The 15,290-nt window shown below is 25.3% G+C and carries 13 protein-coding genes and 1 pseudogene; 8 read left to right on the top strand and 6 right to left on the bottom strand.

Going from position 1 to position 15,290, the window contains the following annotated elements; translation table 11 throughout:
- Positions 1 to 215: 215 nt before the first annotated feature.
- Positions 216 to 527: pseudogene (locus IC213_RS04905) on the top strand (DUF1835 domain-containing protein); the annotation flags it as partial.
- A gap of 430 nt (positions 528 to 957) precedes the next feature.
- Positions 958 to 1,524 carry a hypothetical protein gene (locus IC213_RS04900; protein WP_227435989.1) on the top strand — a complete coding sequence of 189 codons (567 nt, stop codon included), beginning with the start codon at positions 958 to 960 and terminating at the stop codon, positions 1,522 to 1,524.
- Between the two features lie 51 nt (positions 1,525 to 1,575).
- Here the strand turns inward: IC213_RS04900 and IC213_RS04895 are convergent, their stop codons facing one another.
- The 4 genes from IC213_RS04895 to IC213_RS04880 form a co-directional block, all read right to left on the bottom strand.
- Entirely contained in the window at positions 1,576 to 1,893 is a 318-nt protein-coding gene (locus IC213_RS04895) for a hypothetical protein (RefSeq protein ID WP_227435991.1), read from the bottom strand.
- An 804-nt stretch (positions 1,894 to 2,697) separates the two neighbouring features.
- Positions 2,698 to 3,279, bottom strand: a complete 582-nt coding sequence (locus tag IC213_RS04890) for a TerD family protein (protein WP_227435993.1) — start codon at positions 3,277 to 3,279, stop codon at positions 2,698 to 2,700.
- 41 nt (positions 3,280 to 3,320) lie between these two features.
- Positions 3,321 to 3,887: a TerD family protein gene (locus tag IC213_RS04885; RefSeq protein ID WP_227435995.1), complete on the bottom strand. Its 567-nt coding sequence runs from the start codon at positions 3,885 to 3,887 to the stop codon at positions 3,321 to 3,323.
- Between the two features lie 510 nt (positions 3,888 to 4,397).
- Positions 4,398 to 5,258 (bottom strand): YitT family protein, encoded by an 861-nt coding sequence (locus IC213_RS04880; protein WP_227851045.1) that lies wholly within the window; start codon positions 5,256 to 5,258, stop codon positions 4,398 to 4,400.
- Between the two features lie 148 nt (positions 5,259 to 5,406).
- On the opposite strand from IC213_RS04880, the gene IC213_RS04875 reads away from it, so the two are divergent.
- The 3 genes from IC213_RS04875 to IC213_RS04865 all read left to right on the top strand — a co-directional run bounded on the left by IC213_RS04875 (position 5,407) and on the right by IC213_RS04865 (position 9,227).
- Positions 5,407 to 6,297: an MBL fold metallo-hydrolase gene (locus IC213_RS04875; protein WP_227862804.1), complete on the top strand. Its 891-nt coding sequence runs from the start codon at positions 5,407 to 5,409 to the stop codon at positions 6,295 to 6,297.
- A gap of 422 nt (positions 6,298 to 6,719) precedes the next feature.
- On the top strand, positions 6,720 to 7,232 hold the full coding sequence (locus tag IC213_RS04870) for a methyltransferase family protein (protein ID WP_227862803.1): 513 nt from the start codon (positions 6,720 to 6,722) through the stop codon (positions 7,230 to 7,232).
- A gap of 249 nt (positions 7,233 to 7,481) precedes the next feature.
- Positions 7,482 to 9,227, top strand: coding sequence for a cell wall-binding repeat-containing protein (locus IC213_RS04865; protein WP_227862802.1), 1,746 nt, complete (start codon positions 7,482 to 7,484; stop codon positions 9,225 to 9,227).
- An 87-nt stretch (positions 9,228 to 9,314) separates the two neighbouring features.
- Here the strand turns inward: IC213_RS04865 and IC213_RS04860 are convergent, their stop codons facing one another.
- On the bottom strand, positions 9,315 to 9,917 hold the full coding sequence (locus IC213_RS04860) for a flavodoxin family protein (RefSeq protein ID WP_227483126.1): 603 nt from the start codon (positions 9,915 to 9,917) through the stop codon (positions 9,315 to 9,317).
- Positions 9,918 to 10,594: 677 nt separating this feature from the next.
- Between IC213_RS04860 and IC213_RS04855 the strand changes: the two genes are divergently transcribed.
- On the top strand, positions 10,595 to 11,806 hold the full coding sequence (locus IC213_RS04855; protein ID WP_227862801.1) for a pyridoxal-dependent decarboxylase: 1,212 nt from the start codon (positions 10,595 to 10,597) through the stop codon (positions 11,804 to 11,806).
- A gap of 413 nt (positions 11,807 to 12,219) precedes the next feature.
- Here IC213_RS04855 and IC213_RS04850 read toward each other — a convergent pair whose 3' ends face one another.
- Positions 12,220 to 12,693: a DUF2798 domain-containing protein gene (locus IC213_RS04850; protein WP_227436019.1), complete on the bottom strand. Its 474-nt coding sequence runs from the start codon at positions 12,691 to 12,693 to the stop codon at positions 12,220 to 12,222.
- A gap of 650 nt (positions 12,694 to 13,343) precedes the next feature.
- Here IC213_RS04850 and IC213_RS04845 point away from each other — a divergent pair.
- Positions 13,344 to 13,721 carry a BlaI/MecI/CopY family transcriptional regulator gene (locus tag IC213_RS04845; protein ID WP_227436021.1) on the top strand — a complete coding sequence of 126 codons (378 nt, stop codon included), beginning with the start codon at positions 13,344 to 13,346 and terminating at the stop codon, positions 13,719 to 13,721.
- A gap of 530 nt (positions 13,722 to 14,251) precedes the next feature.
- The gene (locus tag IC213_RS04840; protein ID WP_227845324.1) at positions 14,252 to 14,920 is read left to right on the top strand and encodes a histidine kinase; all 669 of its coding nucleotides are present in this window, start codon (positions 14,252 to 14,254) and stop codon (positions 14,918 to 14,920) included.
- The last annotated feature ends 370 nt before the right edge of the window (positions 14,921 to 15,290 follow it).

Raw genomic sequence — 15,290 nt, 5'->3', positions numbered from 1 at the left:
TTGAATTACCCATTTTTTCATGAAAAGCTTGAAAATAAGACAATTTAGAAACTATCCTGAGATTTTTTATTGATGATTATGTAAGATAATAATATTATGGAAATGAAGAATTTTACTATCAAAACTAAATATATACTAGGCTAGAATTAAGAGATTACTCTAGCTTATTGAACTGACTAGGCAGGGTGTGAGGATGCTGTTATTTATTAAAAGAAGCAATGAAGTTAAAGTTAATACCACATAATAAAATTGTATCATTTGAAGATGATTTATCAATAGGTAATATTTCAGATGTAAATAATCAGGAATTAAGAGAAAATAATCCTAAATTATTATTTAACCTAAATTTACTAGAAGATAGAAAATTAGTAAAACATAGAGATATAATAATATGGTATGCAAATAATCCAAGATTTTTCTCTAAAGTTTCAAAGAAATGTTCTGATTTATGTTTAGGTTATTGTGAAATATTTAGAACTTACATAAAAGATGATACCAATAAGAAGTGGTGTAAAGGTAAAAAATAGATTAAGTCAAAAGGTCATCTTGATAGATGGTCTTTTTTATATAATAAATTAAAAGAAGGTGTTAGGGGGATTAAGTTTTTGAACTTATGAAACGAGCAACAAAACTTAATAGGAATTAGCTTTATTCCTTATTGTATGGTATAATATAAAATAGAGATAAGGAAGTGGTTAGTATAGGAATATTAAAAAATGCTGAATTAGTTAGAAAGATAGCACAGAGAATTGCTAGAGAAAAGGGAATAAGAGAGCAAGAGGCATGAAATGATGCTGTTACAGAGTATAAACAAAAACATAGATACTTAGTCTAGAGAATCATCTTGATAGATGGTCTTTTTTTATATAAGAAGTTTGTGTAATAAATTAAAAGTAAATGTAAAAAATATTATACAACTATAATAAGATAAAGTAATGTTTTTAAGGAGAAAAAGATATGCTCAATCAGTTTAATGAATTTCTTGGTAATTATGTAAATATAATTTCTGTAATTGCATCATTTGCAGCAATAGCAGCCTTAATTATATCAATTATGGCTTTTATGGAATCTAATAAACAAGCCAAATTGATATTAAAATATAGAAGAAATAATGAGAATAATATGGCGGGTGATTATTATGAGAATGGTAATGGATATATTAGACTTGATTCAAATAAGTTAGATGATAAAGCTAATATTTATGCTGAAATTCATAGTAATAACTTAGTTGATTTTGTAATAGAAAATAAAAGTACTATTGTTGCAAAAAGCCCCATATTAAGTTTGAAATTTATTAATATGGAAGTAGATATTGGAGAAAATAACAATTTTGAACAGATAAATAAAGAACTTAGATGGCACCCAAAAGATAATACTACAATTCATAAAGGAATAAATTTTAGAATAGAACAATTTAATTTTAAAAATTGTATTATGCTTAAAAAAGAAGCTTATATAGAAGTAGTATTATCAGCTGATAACATGGAAACAAAAGAATTTAGGATACCAATAAAGGCGTATTAAAGAACTCAATAACAGGAGTTCTTTTTTTAATTTAATTAATCTTAGTGGTTCTTATAGAGTTATATATTTCTTCCTAACTAAATAATAAGATACTAGTGTTATAATAGATACTAATATCACTGATATTATTGCAGTATCAAATTTTTTTATTAATAAACCCATTATTATGTATTCTAAACTTATTAAATAGTTAAAAAATAGTTCTAGTTTAATAGCTTTTTCTCTGTCTATATTTCCATATTTCAATTCTAACTTATCTAAATATTTTTTCTTGCAATAATTAGCTTTACCTTTAATTAAGTATCTTATTGTAGTTCCTATTGAGAATATTACTCCTATACTTAAAAGTGTATTGTTCCAAAAATCCATATAGCATTATCTCCTTTATAATATACTCTATTTATGTTTTCTGTTTTGTCTTAAATATAAAAATATTATACGTATTAGAGTACCTATAAGCACTCCAGCAAGTAAAAAAATAAATAGTCTAATTGTATAAAAGCTTATTTCTTTTTTAGAAATAAATTCATAAGATATACATATTAACGCACCAATACAAAACCCTAGTATAGTACGAAAAGAATTCTTTAAAATATCTTTCATAAATAATCACCAACTCATATTATATTTACTTTTCTTAATCAAAGTATATCAGTAACATAAGTATAAAGAGTGTCTAAAATATTACAAATATTAACAAAGCACATAAAACTATAGTATAAATTGTAATAAAATGAATGAAAATTATCATCCTAAAACATAAGATATTTTATGGTGGTATTAGAATGAGAGAAAATTGAGTTGTATTTGTTCGCCTTAGCCGAACAATGCACACAGTAGATTATTTATATTTTCCAATATATGAAAGGTAGGCAATATGGAAACAAACCAATACAATAGACCACTATAACAATTACAATAGGGATAGTTGGCTTGTATTAAAGTATGGTTCAGTGAGTTTCTAACTACAATGCATTACATTGAGAAGCATGTAATATTCAGGAAATAAGATATATATTTATTATTACCTTTCAAAACTATAGGAGAAAGAATAATTTAAGGGCGATAAAATGGAAGCATTAGAAGAATGAATAAAAAGTCAGCAAGAATAAGAGGAGTAGATTGAAAGGTAGCACTTAAAATAGTAGCTACCTTTTTATTTTAAACTACTTATTAACCTATATTAACACCAAAATTTCCACATAATCCTGCAAGCCCATCTTCAAAACCAGAACCTAAGGCATTGAATTTCCATTCTTCATTATGTTTATATAACTCTGCAACTACTATTGCTGTTTCTATACTAAAATCTTCACCTAACTCATATTTGATAAGCTCTTCACTAGTTTCTTCATTATAAATTCTTATATATGAATTTTCAACTTGTCCAAAGTTTTGTCTTCTTGTAACAGCTTCATTTATAGTAACAGTGAATGATATCTTTGCAATGTTTTGTGGTATTTTAGATAAGTCAACGCTTATTTGCTCATCATCACCATCTCCAACTCCTGTTCTATTATCTCCCATGTATTCAACTGCTCCAGAAGCATGTTTTAAATTATTGTAGAATATGAAATCCCCATCATTTGTTACCTTACCATCAGCTCCAGTTAAAAATGCAGAAGCATCTAAATCAAAATCAAAACCACCATCATATTTATTAGTATCCCATCCTAATCCTACCATTACTTTCTTAAGACCTGGGTTAGTTTTTGTTAAACTTACTTTTTGTCCTTTTGCTAAAGTTATACCCATTTAAAACAACTCCTTTTATAATTTTTTTGTTATAGTTAGTATTAACGATATATATCAGTTAATTCATGAAGCTCTTCATTTTGACCAATTCCTAGGGCATTAAATTTCCATTCGTTATTTCTACGATAAATTTCGCCTGCCAAAACTGTTACTTTACCAGAAAAGTCTTCTTGAAGGTTATATTTAAATAATTCTTGTCTAGAATTTGAATCAACTAGCCTTATAAAAGAATTATTCATCTGGCCAAAATCTTGATTTCTTTTTTTAGCTCTGTATATAGAAACTCCAAAAACTATTTTATGTACATATTCAGGTATATCACATAAATTGACATTTATTTGTTCATCGTCTCCTTCACCTCTTCCAGTTAAGTTATCACCAGTATGTATGATAGATTTAGAAGGATGTTTAAGGTGTCCAAAATAAACTAAATCTTTTGATGATTTCATTTTATCTTCACTAGTTAATGCTATTGCAAATGCATCTAAATCATAGTTTTTTTTACCTAATTTGTTCATATCCCATCCTAATCCTACAATTAAATTTTTTACAGGATTAGCATCTTTTACTAAACTTACTCTTTGTCCTTTTTGTAAATTAACACTCATTTTAAGTTCTCCTTTTAATATTTTTAGTTTTATTGACAGTGTTAAATATAATCATCATATTATTTTTATTATATACATATTTAGAGCAATTTGGCTATATTTATGAATCATTTTTATATAAATATCTTATAATCTATAAATATAGGTCTTGTGTAATTTTAAAACACTTTATAGTTAGTAATTACATAGGTGTTTAAGTTTATATTTGCTTTAATTGTTAAAAAAATCAATAAATGATATAATGGAGAATAATAATTATAAAAACTTCTAGTTTGCAGATAAGATTATATGCATAGGAATTTATACAAAGTTGGGAGATAATTATAATGTAATTATAGATATTAAACTAATAAATAATGTGAACTTAGAATAATGAGATAAATCTTAAAATAAATCTAAGTAGTGTATTTTTTGACTGTTTATTGTATGAAAAACAGCAAGCACAATTTTCAAATATAAAAATATAAGTTTTTTATATTTGAAATTTATGCTTGCTGTTTGTTTTTGTGATTATTCTATTTTTTTAAATCCATTTCCTAAAGCTTCATGTATATCTGTAATTATTATAAACGCATTAGGGTCGACACTTTTCACTAATTTTTTTAGTTCGACAACTTCTTTTTTTTCAACTACAACTAAAAGCACATTTTTATTTTCTCCAGTATAAGCACCTTCACCTTTTAGAATAGTTGCGCCTCTATCTAAATCTTCCATTATTCTTTTACTTATATCTTTTGACAGGTCAGATATAATAGTAAATGATTTTGAATAATTAAATCCTTCAATAAGTAAGTCACTGACCTTTACTAAAATGTATAGTGCCACAGTTGAATAAAGTGCAATCTCAACTTGCTTATTTACTATTCCCGATAGTACTACTACAACACAGTCAACAATACCCATCAAAACAGGAATACTAAGTGTAGGGAAATATTTATTCAATAGGAGTGCCATCAAATCGGTTCCACCTGTAGAGCCATTTATTCTAAAAATAAGGCCTTGACCAACTCCCATTAAAATAGAACCAGATATAATTGCAAGATACATATCATTTGTAATATCTAGTGTAGTCATATTTGCAGTAACTTTAAGTGCTATAGTAAGAAAAATTATTCCTAAGACTGTTTTAAAACAATCTTTCTTTGAAAGTATTCTGTAAGCAAATATGAATAGAGGTATATTTAAAAGTAAATTGACAATCCAAAGTTGTACACCAAATAATGAATTTAAAACAACTCCAAGACCTGTTATACCACCAGCAGCAATTGCATGTGGATTAAAAAACATGTTAAGAGAAATTGCCATTAATATACAGCCTACGATTAATATTAAAATTTCTGAAAAAGTTATTCTATCTTTTTTCAATAACATCACTCCTTATATATAGATTATAATATATATTATATAGTTTTTCCAATTTTTAATAAAAAAAATAAAAACATATTATAAAAATAATTTGATTGGAATTTTCTGAAAATTAATGCTATAATTAAAAATAAATTTAAAGGGAGGTTATAAAATGGCTAAACTGACTTTAGAGAAGATAAAAGGAAATACATATTATATTCCACTTCCTACAATAGTAGGTGTATATGTAGATGGAAATAATGCAATTTTAATTGACAGTGGAAATAACAAAGATACTGCTAGACAAATTCTTAGACTATTAGAGGAGCATAATTTAAATCCTAAATTAATAATAAACACTCATTCAAATGCAGACCATATAGGAGGGAATGCATATTTGAAAAATCAAACAAAATGTAAGATTGCTACAACTAAAATAGAAGGATACTTTACAGAAAATCCAATATTAGAATCGGCATTTTTGTATGGAGGGTATCCAAGTAAAGCACTAAAAAATAAATTTTTATTAGCAAAAGAGAGTGAAGTTGATTATATTATACCCTCAAATGGAAAAATTTTAGATACAGAACTTGAAGCGATTTCTCTTCCTGGTCATTATTTTGAAATGATTGGTGTTAGAACTCCAGATAATGTTTTGTTTGTTGCAGACAGTCTTACACCAGAAAATATAATTAGTAAATATCATTTCTTCTTTTTGTTAGATATAGATTCACAATTTAAAACGTTAGAAAAAATGAAAACTCTTGATGCAGATTTTTTTGTTCCAAGTCACTCTGTCAAGACTACAAGTATACAAGATTTAATTGATGTAAATAAAGATAAGATGGAAGAAATAATATCTAATATTAAAAAGGTTTGCTGTGAACCAATTATGATTGATGAAGTCATTGAAAAAATGTGTGATGTGTACAATGTTAAATTAGATGCTAATCAATATGTTCTAGTTGGTAGTACAATACGTTCTTATATAACATATTTATATGAACATAATATGGTTGAGTATGCATTTGATGGTGGCAAGATGATGATAAAAGCTGTATAAATATTGAAAAATATCAAACTATGCAATAAAAATATTTTAATATAAGTATATTCTAAAAAATGGGATAGAAATAAAATTTGCTACCAAATTGCCACAATAACAAACAATGGTAGCAAATAATTTTATAATATATTTAAAAGTCTAAGGAACTTAATTTTTTATTAACTTATAATTGTTTTCTATATTTATCTTAATTTATCTTACATATAGTTTATTGCTTTTATAGAAAAAAGCTGTGCTGGAGGTTTTAAATGCAAGAAAAAATAAAATCTTTATACATTTTAGCAAGTGTATCTGTTATTGCTTTTATATTAGTTTTAGCATGCTTAATTTTTGGTTTAACTGGTACAATTGATTTTTGGCAAGGATGGATATTTCTGACTGCCTTTTGTATTCCAACTTGTATAATTACAATTTACCTGATGATTAATGACCCAGTATTACTTGAACGTCGCATCAAATCAAAGGAAACACGTCCACAACAAATACTTGGTCAAAGTATCGCTGGATTTCTTTTCTTATTTGGATTGCTAGGAGTACCAGCTCTAGACAACCGCTTTGCTTGTTCTAGTATTCCAATTATTTTGACAATAATATCAGATGTACTTATTTTAATTGGATTTATAATTGTATTCTTTGTTTTTCGCTACAATTCTTTTACATCAAAAGTTATAGTTGTTATGAGTAATCAAAAAGTAATTACTGATGGACCATATTCAGTTGTGCGACACCCTATGTATCTAGGTGCTATATTAATTATACTTTTTACACCTCTAGCACTGAATTCATGGTGGGGAATGATTGCTGCAATTCCTTTATGCATAATAGTTGTGTTTCGTATATTAGATGAAGAAAAGTTGCTTAGTGCTGAACTTGATGGGTATAAAGAATATTGTCAAAAAACAAAATATCGTATTATACCTTATATTTGGTAGAGTGCAAATTTTTAGTTTATTAATCGGATTAAATAACCTTGGTAAAAAGTCGAACATTTTAAGCTGTATTTCTATTTATTAATTAATAGTCAAGTAATTAATAAATAGAAATACAGCTTTTTTATATTAAATAATTTTAGGTGAATAGATATTTAATTATAAAATTATGCTATAATTTGTAAGTAAAGAGGTAAATTTATAAAAATTAAAAAAATAATTAATTATAATAAGGGGGAAATATTAGGAATTATGAATAAAAAGTTCAAAAAATTCAGTAAAAAAATAGGTATATCAACTTTGGCTTTGACTCTAATTCTTTTTAATAGTTTAACTGCAAGTGCACAAATCAAAGAAGATTCTATAATAGGAACTGATAGATATGAAACAGCAGGGCTTATAGCAGATAGGCAGACTTATGACACTGTAATATTGGTTAATGGAGATAAAAATTTATCTGATGGACTTTCATCAAGTGGACTAGCTGGGGCTATTAACGCGCCAATACTTTTGACTAAAAAGGATGAAATACCAAAAGCCACTTCAAATAGACTAGATAACAAGAATTTGAACGTTGTAAAAAAAGTGTATATAATTGGTGGTTATAATACTATTGAAAGTTCCGTGGAAAAAGATATAAAAAGAAAAGGTATTGAAGTAGAAAGGATAAGTGGAAATAATAGAATTGAAACTAGTTACAATGTAGCAAAAAAAATAAATGAAGTTAGTAAGGTAAAAGATGTCATGTTGACAAATGGGTTTGTAGGAGAGGCTGATGCTATGAGCATAGCACCTGTAGCTGCAAAAAACAAAGGAGCTATAATACTTACAGATGGTAAATCAATTCCATTTAAGATTGAAGGATTAAATATTTATGCTATAGGTGGCAAATCTGCAATAAATGAGGATTTGGTAAGGGAGACTAATGCAACTAGAGTTGGTGGAAATGATAGATTTGAAACCAATAAAAAAGTAATAGAAAAGTTTTATAATGAATCAACTGACTTTTACATAACAAGAGGATATCAATTAGTAGATGCATTAACACTATCTCCTCTAGCAAAAGAAAAGCCAATTGTTTTAGTTGCTGATGGAAGTAATAAAAGTATTTTAAAAGGAGCTAAAAGTATAACAAAAGTTGGAGGAATTGATGCCAATATATATAAACAATGTTTAGATATGGTGGAATATAATAATATGAATATAACTCCAAATATTGTAAAACACTTAACTTCAATTGAAGGAAATGAAGTTTCTGAAGTATATATAGAAACTGATAATTTAGGTGTAGTTGTTGAAAAGACGAATACTGATAAATTTGAGTTTGATTATGTAAGTGTAACTAATGAAAAAAATTGTACTTTTTCTGTAAATAAAGAGACTGCTTCTAATAATGGAAAAAATGGAAAGTTGGTTGTAAGTGCTAAGAAAACAATAGAGAAGAAAGATGGTCCCTTGCAAGATATGAATGGCGATAATATGATAAATGCAAATAAAGATAAGAGAGTAAATGTAATAAAGATTGGAATTCCAGATAAAGTGTATTCTAATTTTAAAGTAGATGTTGAACGAGGCTCAGTAGAACTTTATAATATTAAGGGGGGAGCTACAGTTGATGTCAATGATGGAATTGCGAAAGTTATCGACAAAAGTGTAACATATCCTTTTAATATAAATACTAATAGTGGGATTTCAGGTGTAACAGCCGAAACTATATCATCTGAGATAAAGTTTAGAGGAAACAATGGAATTGTAAATGTAACAGCTACAAATATAAGTGGCAATATAAGTTTGTTTGGAAAGGACAGCAAAGATACCTTTGATGGCATATTCAAATTAAACTTGAAAAAAGAACCATCAAATTTACACTTGAAGTTGATTGGAAATGGTCTGAATAAATTACCAGAAGGTTGGTCTAAAGATTATATCTTAGGAAATGGACAACCAATTGTCGAAGTTAAAAACAGTGGCATAAATAATATATCAATTGGAGAATAAAAACATATAAAAATAGAGCTTATATAATTTTAAAATTATTATAAGCTCTATTTATATTACCAATACTTTCCATGTAGCATTATGTACTTAACAGTTATCTGCTTTAAATGAATTCTCTAAAATATCATAAATTTGTTTTGCAAATTGACGAGAATGTTCTTCTTTTTCTGTATCCATAAAATTAGGCTTACCTAAATCACGTTCAACAAGCATTCCTATATATTTTAACTGTGAATGTTTGCAATAACGCTTTATACCATCTTCCCAGATATCAGCTCCTTTTTCAGGTCTATATCCACAAGTTGTAATAAGTGCTACTGATTTTCCTGACCATAGTGCTGGTCCTTTTTCATCACCATAGTATTTATTCATACCATATACCAATCTATCGAGCAATGCTTTCATTGGAGAAGTGCAATACCAAGAATAAATTGGAGTTGCAAGAATAATTAAATCACACATAAGAACCTTTTTGAAAATTTTATGAACATCATCTTGACGACAACATCCAAAAGAAGATAAATTTTCTTGACATTTTTTACAGGCAATACAAGGTTCTATTTGATAATCATACAACCATAACATTTCAAGATTTGCATTATAGTTTTCTAGTTCTTCTATAAATGGTTCTAAAATAGAAGCAGTATTACCATTTTTCTTAGGGCTTCCCATAAGAATACATACTTTCATATTAACACCTCCATATTATTTTAAAATAATGTTTAATGATATAGTAATATTTAAATTTTATAAAAACTTTTTAAATATATATTCTATAAAATGAGTTTCATTTCATTTAGTAGTTTAAAACCAACAGCCTAAAGAAGTGATTTTAGAAAACTAGCAATATTAGTAACTATGTAGAATGCTAATAAAATTAAAATCATCCATGTAAAAATATGATTTTTGTATGGATATATCTTATTAATTCTTTTTCCAATACGTACCAGTAAAATATACATTAAAAAATATGCTAAAAAGACCATTAAAAATTTCATATATAACCTCACAATTTTAAAGTTTCATATAAATTTAGGATACTACGAGAATACATTAACAACAATACACTTTTTTAATCTGTAATAAAGTTGAAATAAATCATTCAAAAAATTAGGCAAAAACAATTAAGATTGGATATAAAATATATTCAATATAATAATTTTAAGTTATATTTTTTTATTAGATAGATGAATTTATGGCATAAAAACTTATAAATATTACTATTGAATGTTTACTATATAAAATACTTGAAATGCATACTTTAAGCATATGTATATAGTTAACTATACCAATCTATAGTAAAATATATTATAAACAGTATAGGAACTTAATTAATAAAATCATCTATAACTTTGGAGGTATAAAATATGTATTTAAATCAAGAATATAGTTTTATAAAAGAACATGCACCATGTTATATATATGATGAGGTTAATATAATCGAAAGATGTATGGAGTTAAAAAATAGTATTTTAGGTTTTGATTTTTTATATTCCATCAAAACAAATCCATATAATAAAATTGTAAAAAGCATTGCTAAACAAGGGTTTGGAACAGATGCAGCATCCATGAAAGAAGTGTTGATTTCAAAAGAATGTGGAGTGGATAGAGATAATATTTACTATTCTGCACCAGGAAAGCTAGAAGAGGAGCTAGAAGCTGTTTTAGATAAGTGTATAATTATTGCAGATAGTATAACAGAAATAGAACTTATAAATAAAATATCAGAAAAACAAAATAAAAAAATTAAAATAGGCATAAGAATAAATCCTGCTTTTACTATGGATGATGATAGCTCTATATCAAGCAAGTTTGGTATTGATATAGAAGATATAGATAATGTTTTTAAAATACTAAATCTTTGTAACTATATATCTGTGGTTGGAATTCATATACATATTAAATCTCAAGTGTTAGATTTTGAAAAGTTAGGATGTTATTATGAAAAATGTTTTCTCATAGCACTAAATTTAAATAAAAGTGAACATATAAATATTGAATTTATAAATTTTGGTAGTGGTATTGGAGTAGTATATGACAATCTTAAAGAAAGTCCAGTTAATCTTAAAAAGCTTTCAATATTAACTGAAAAGATTGTTTCTACTAATGCAAATACATTAAAGGCTAGACTCTTTATTGAATCAGGTCGTTTTGTAGTTTGCACATCAGGCAATTACTATACTAAAATTGTCGATATTAAGGTATCAAGAGGGATAAAGTATCTTGTTGTAAGAAATGGTCTTAATGGATTTATGAGACCTATTATTTCTAATTTAATTGAGAAAGTAACTTGTGGTGTAGAATTAGAAGGGCAAGAACCATTATATACATCAAATCATGCATTTTATTTTTCAGTATTAAGTAGTTCAGAAGAAGAAGAATATGTAACAATAGTTGGAAATCTTTGTACATCATTAGATGTGTTAGCTAATAATGTTAAATTAAAAAAGGCAGTTATAGGAGATGTGATTTCAATTAATAATGCAGGTAGTTACTCATATTCTCTATCTCCATTAATGTTTTCAAGCTATGAATTTCCTAAACAATATTATAGAAGAAAAGATGGATGGATTGAGTAAATTTTTATGATATATTAAAACTGGAATACTCTACATTTACTGACTTTTGATAAGTAAAAGTTGAAATATCCTTTGATGGTTAAAAAAGAGATAAATGTAAATTTTATAAAATGTTAGCAAAAGAAATATCAAAAATTTGAAATAAAAAGATTTATAAAGAACATACATAAAATTTAACTTAAGATTTTAATTTCAGTTTTAATAAATAGAAAAGATGAAAAATTAGATGTAAATAAATTAAATGAATTTGAATAGTATTTCATAAATCTAAAATACGATTAAGAATAAATTTGCTGGCAAAATAAATTTGGTAATAAATTTATTTTGCCATTAATTAAAAATTATTGTATAGTGTAGTAGTTTGCTTTAGGATAAACATACTTATAGTATAAAGTTTTATGTAGTTTTGTGAATTATAAACAGTCTACAATTGTTCCTTCAGGAAATAATCTCCTAAAAACAAATCTCACTAAAGGGCCTGCAATTAGTAGTTGCAACGGCAATGCAATGATAAAGTTGTTGAGTATATTAACAGCCCATACAAATAAGGTTGTGCTAGAGAAACCAACTGATTCAATGGCTCCAAATAAAGACATACATATAACCATCCCACATACCATACAACTTGATATAACAATGGCCTTTGCAATTTGTTTACTTTGTGGATTTACAATGCAAAATGCAATTTTTTTAGCAATTTTAGAAACAATAAACCAATCAAAAATCATACCTACTACATAGGCTAGCGGAAACCCCATCCAAGCATTTTTTACAGTTTCTGATGAAAGACCTTCATGTAAAGAGATATTATAGATACTCATAAAAAATACCATAAAAGCACACATAAGCACTGTGAATATCAAACTTTCTTTTTTATTTTGTGGCATACTTATTTACCTCCCAATTTAATTTATTTATATTAGGATTATACATTAAGAAAAATTTTAGTGTAAGTAATTTTTTTTATTTTTCATTTTTTTATTTAATTGAAAATTATTTTGATATAATGAAAAATTAAATTTAAATATAGGATATGATTTTAAGAGGATAAGTAATTAGAATAGTTATTATAAATTAAGTTACAGTTTATGAAAATTACTATTTTATATTGTCTAAAATAAGATAGAATAAATCAAAGATTTAAAAAAAACTTTAACTTAAAAATAGACATATTATTGAAATCTAAATTAATCTTAAGAAGAATATTCCAAAAAATTAAATACAAATACACTTTTAGTTTTTTGAAATCATTTCTCTACAAAAATAGGAAATATAAACATGTCTATGATATATATGGTCTCTAATATATGAATCAATAAGAAAATTTAAATTTTTATTTCTTTGATAATCTATATCTTATTTATGTACTTAAATTTATTATGTAGAATAATCATTACTTATGTAATTTGTTATAGAATTATAGCAAGAAATAAATTATGGAAAAAATTGGAAAATATTATTATCGACAAAATCTTTGACTTAAAAACTATATTGCGATAGTATTAATTTAATAAAAGTTTGAGAGGGGCGTAAGGCTATGACAATTTCAAAAATACCACAAGCAGAGTTAAAAGTTATGAAGTTTATTTGGGAGAAAAATGATACAGTAACATCAAAAGAAACTATTGAAGCTATGGAACAAAAATATGGATGGAAACAAACAACAACATTGACACTTTTATCAAGACTTGTTAAAAAGCATTTCTTGAATGCAGAAAAAATAGATAGATATACTCATTATACGATAGTTGTTGGTCACAAAGAATATTTGAATGTTGAGACAAAAGATTTTTTAAGTAATATACATGATAATTCTTTACAAAGTTTACTTTCAGCATTACATGAAGATGAAGTGATTGACAAAGATGCATTAGATTTATTTGAAAATCATTTTAAAAATTTAAAGGATGAATAAATATATGTATTTATATGTTTAAGTTTTTAATAGATAGATATATACAAAAATCTATATTGGTATTATTTAATAAGTTACCAACTATTTATAAATTGATGATTAATAGGCGTAAATTCAATAAAATACCTATTAATAATTAAAGTAAGTGGTATCAAGTTAAATGATACCACCTATTTTAGTTCTCCATGCTTTTAGCTTTAAAAATAATTTTTTAATTCATTACTTTTCCTTAATTCAAGCCGTTATTTTATTTAATCATATCAAACTTCCTTAATTGTTTCTAATTGTTCTTAGAGTCAACTTATATTTTTGAGCATAATTAAAATAAAATGAGGAAATAATTTTTATATTTTCTAATTGTAATGTTAACAATTTAGTGGTTAATATTTCGTTAGTTGATTTTATACTATTATTAAAATCATTAAGTGATAATATCAAATTTAAGTGCCATTTTATGTTATAATTAGTATGTATTTTTAATGGTATATTTTATTGTGAAGATATAAATTAATTATTTTTGGGGAGTTATTATGTTAGACACGTTTATAACAATTGTTTCTTCTATTATAGAGATATGGGCATGCAAGAAAGTTTTTGATTATACAAGTAAAGTAAAAACTAATTTAATGAAGCTAAATATATCTTTCTTATTTTCTATTTTTCTTATTATCTGTTCTTTTTATATAAATGTAGGAGCTAATGATAGAATATGGATATGTATTCTTATAACTTTTATTTTTTATAAGTCTAATTATAAGGTCAATATATATAAATGTTTAGTGGTTTTGTTTTTTTATTGGATGGTGTTAATAGGTATAAATGCATTGAGTATGCTATTAGTAGTTTCAATGAACAATTTAGATAATATGAATATTTTACTTAGTGGAAATTTATACAGGTATGAAGCTATCTTTTTTGGAAAATTGATTTTAATTATATTATTATACATTTATAAAATTTCTTGTACTAATTTTAAAATTAGTAAAAAAGAATTGTATATATGTGTTCCAATGATAGCAAATTTATTATCATTTTTTATACTTTACGATTATATTATTAATCTTATAAAGATTTCTCCTGAAAGAAGAGTTGTCTTTCTAGTAATAGTTTTACTATTGATATTATCCAATATCTCAATATTTGCATTAATACGTATAATTCTTAAAATTAAAGATAAAAAAGATAATATAATAAATTAATTAATACATATAAAAATAGCTTAGTATATATTTCTAATTGATATATTATAGCTTATTTGTCTTAAAAGATTGAAAATTGAATTATCTGGTAAAGTAGATAAAGTTGATTATGCTAAGACTTTCTAAAATGAGCGTATTAGTGATATAAGTAAGATTACATAAATGTATTCTCAAGTTGTATGGTAGAAGAACTGATAATATTTAAAAAATTATCAAGTTTTAGTTTATAGAGCAGTTTATTTTAACATATAGACTGTTTTTTTATGTCTATAACTATACCATGTAACATTTGTAAAATTACTTATAGATTTTTTAATAACTTCAAGAAATGCCTATTTTGTAAGGAGAGATATTAGTAAATATAAAAAAA

The organism is Clostridioides sp. ES-S-0049-02, assembly GCF_020658465.1.
In the GTDB taxonomy this organism is placed as follows: domain Bacteria; phylum Bacillota; class Clostridia; order Peptostreptococcales; family Peptostreptococcaceae; genus Clostridioides.
Note: the sequence above shows the minus strand (reverse complement) of the source record. Positions and strands in the feature narration are given on the sequence as shown.

What these genes read in the sequence shown, in the direction of transcription:
- IC213_RS04900 (WP_227435989.1), top strand. Translation starts at nt 958, where the DNA reads ATGCTCAATCAGTTTAATGAATTTCTTGGTAATTATGTAAATATAATT.
- IC213_RS04895 (WP_227435991.1), bottom strand. Translation starts at nt 1,893, where the DNA reads ATGGATTTTTGGAACAATACACTTTTAAGTATAGGAGTAATATTCTCA.
- IC213_RS04890 (WP_227435993.1), bottom strand. Translation starts at nt 3,279, where the DNA reads ATGGGTATAACTTTAGCAAAAGGACAAAAAGTAAGTTTAACAAAAACT.
- IC213_RS04885 (WP_227435995.1), bottom strand. Translation starts at nt 3,887, where the DNA reads ATGAGTGTTAATTTACAAAAAGGACAAAGAGTAAGTTTAGTAAAAGAT.
- IC213_RS04880 (WP_227851045.1), bottom strand. Translation starts at nt 5,258, where the DNA reads ATGTTATTGAAAAAAGATAGAATAACTTTTTCAGAAATTTTAATATTA.
- IC213_RS04875 (WP_227862804.1), top strand. Translation starts at nt 5,407, where the DNA reads ATGGCTAAACTGACTTTAGAGAAGATAAAAGGAAATACATATTATATT.
- IC213_RS04870 (WP_227862803.1), top strand. Translation starts at nt 6,720, where the DNA reads ATGATTAATGACCCAGTATTACTTGAACGTCGCATCAAATCAAAGGAA.
- IC213_RS04865 (WP_227862802.1), top strand. Translation starts at nt 7,482, where the DNA reads ATGAATAAAAAGTTCAAAAAATTCAGTAAAAAAATAGGTATATCAACT.
- IC213_RS04860 (WP_227483126.1), bottom strand. Translation starts at nt 9,917, where the DNA reads ATGAAAGTATGTATTCTTATGGGAAGCCCTAAGAAAAATGGTAATACT.
- IC213_RS04855 (WP_227862801.1), top strand. Translation starts at nt 10,595, where the DNA reads ATGTATTTAAATCAAGAATATAGTTTTATAAAAGAACATGCACCATGT.
- IC213_RS04850 (WP_227436019.1), bottom strand. Translation starts at nt 12,693, where the DNA reads ATGCCACAAAATAAAAAAGAAAGTTTGATATTCACAGTGCTTATGTGT.
- IC213_RS04845 (WP_227436021.1), top strand. Translation starts at nt 13,344, where the DNA reads ATGACAATTTCAAAAATACCACAAGCAGAGTTAAAAGTTATGAAGTTT.
- IC213_RS04840 (WP_227845324.1), top strand. Translation starts at nt 14,252, where the DNA reads ATGTTAGACACGTTTATAACAATTGTTTCTTCTATTATAGAGATATGG.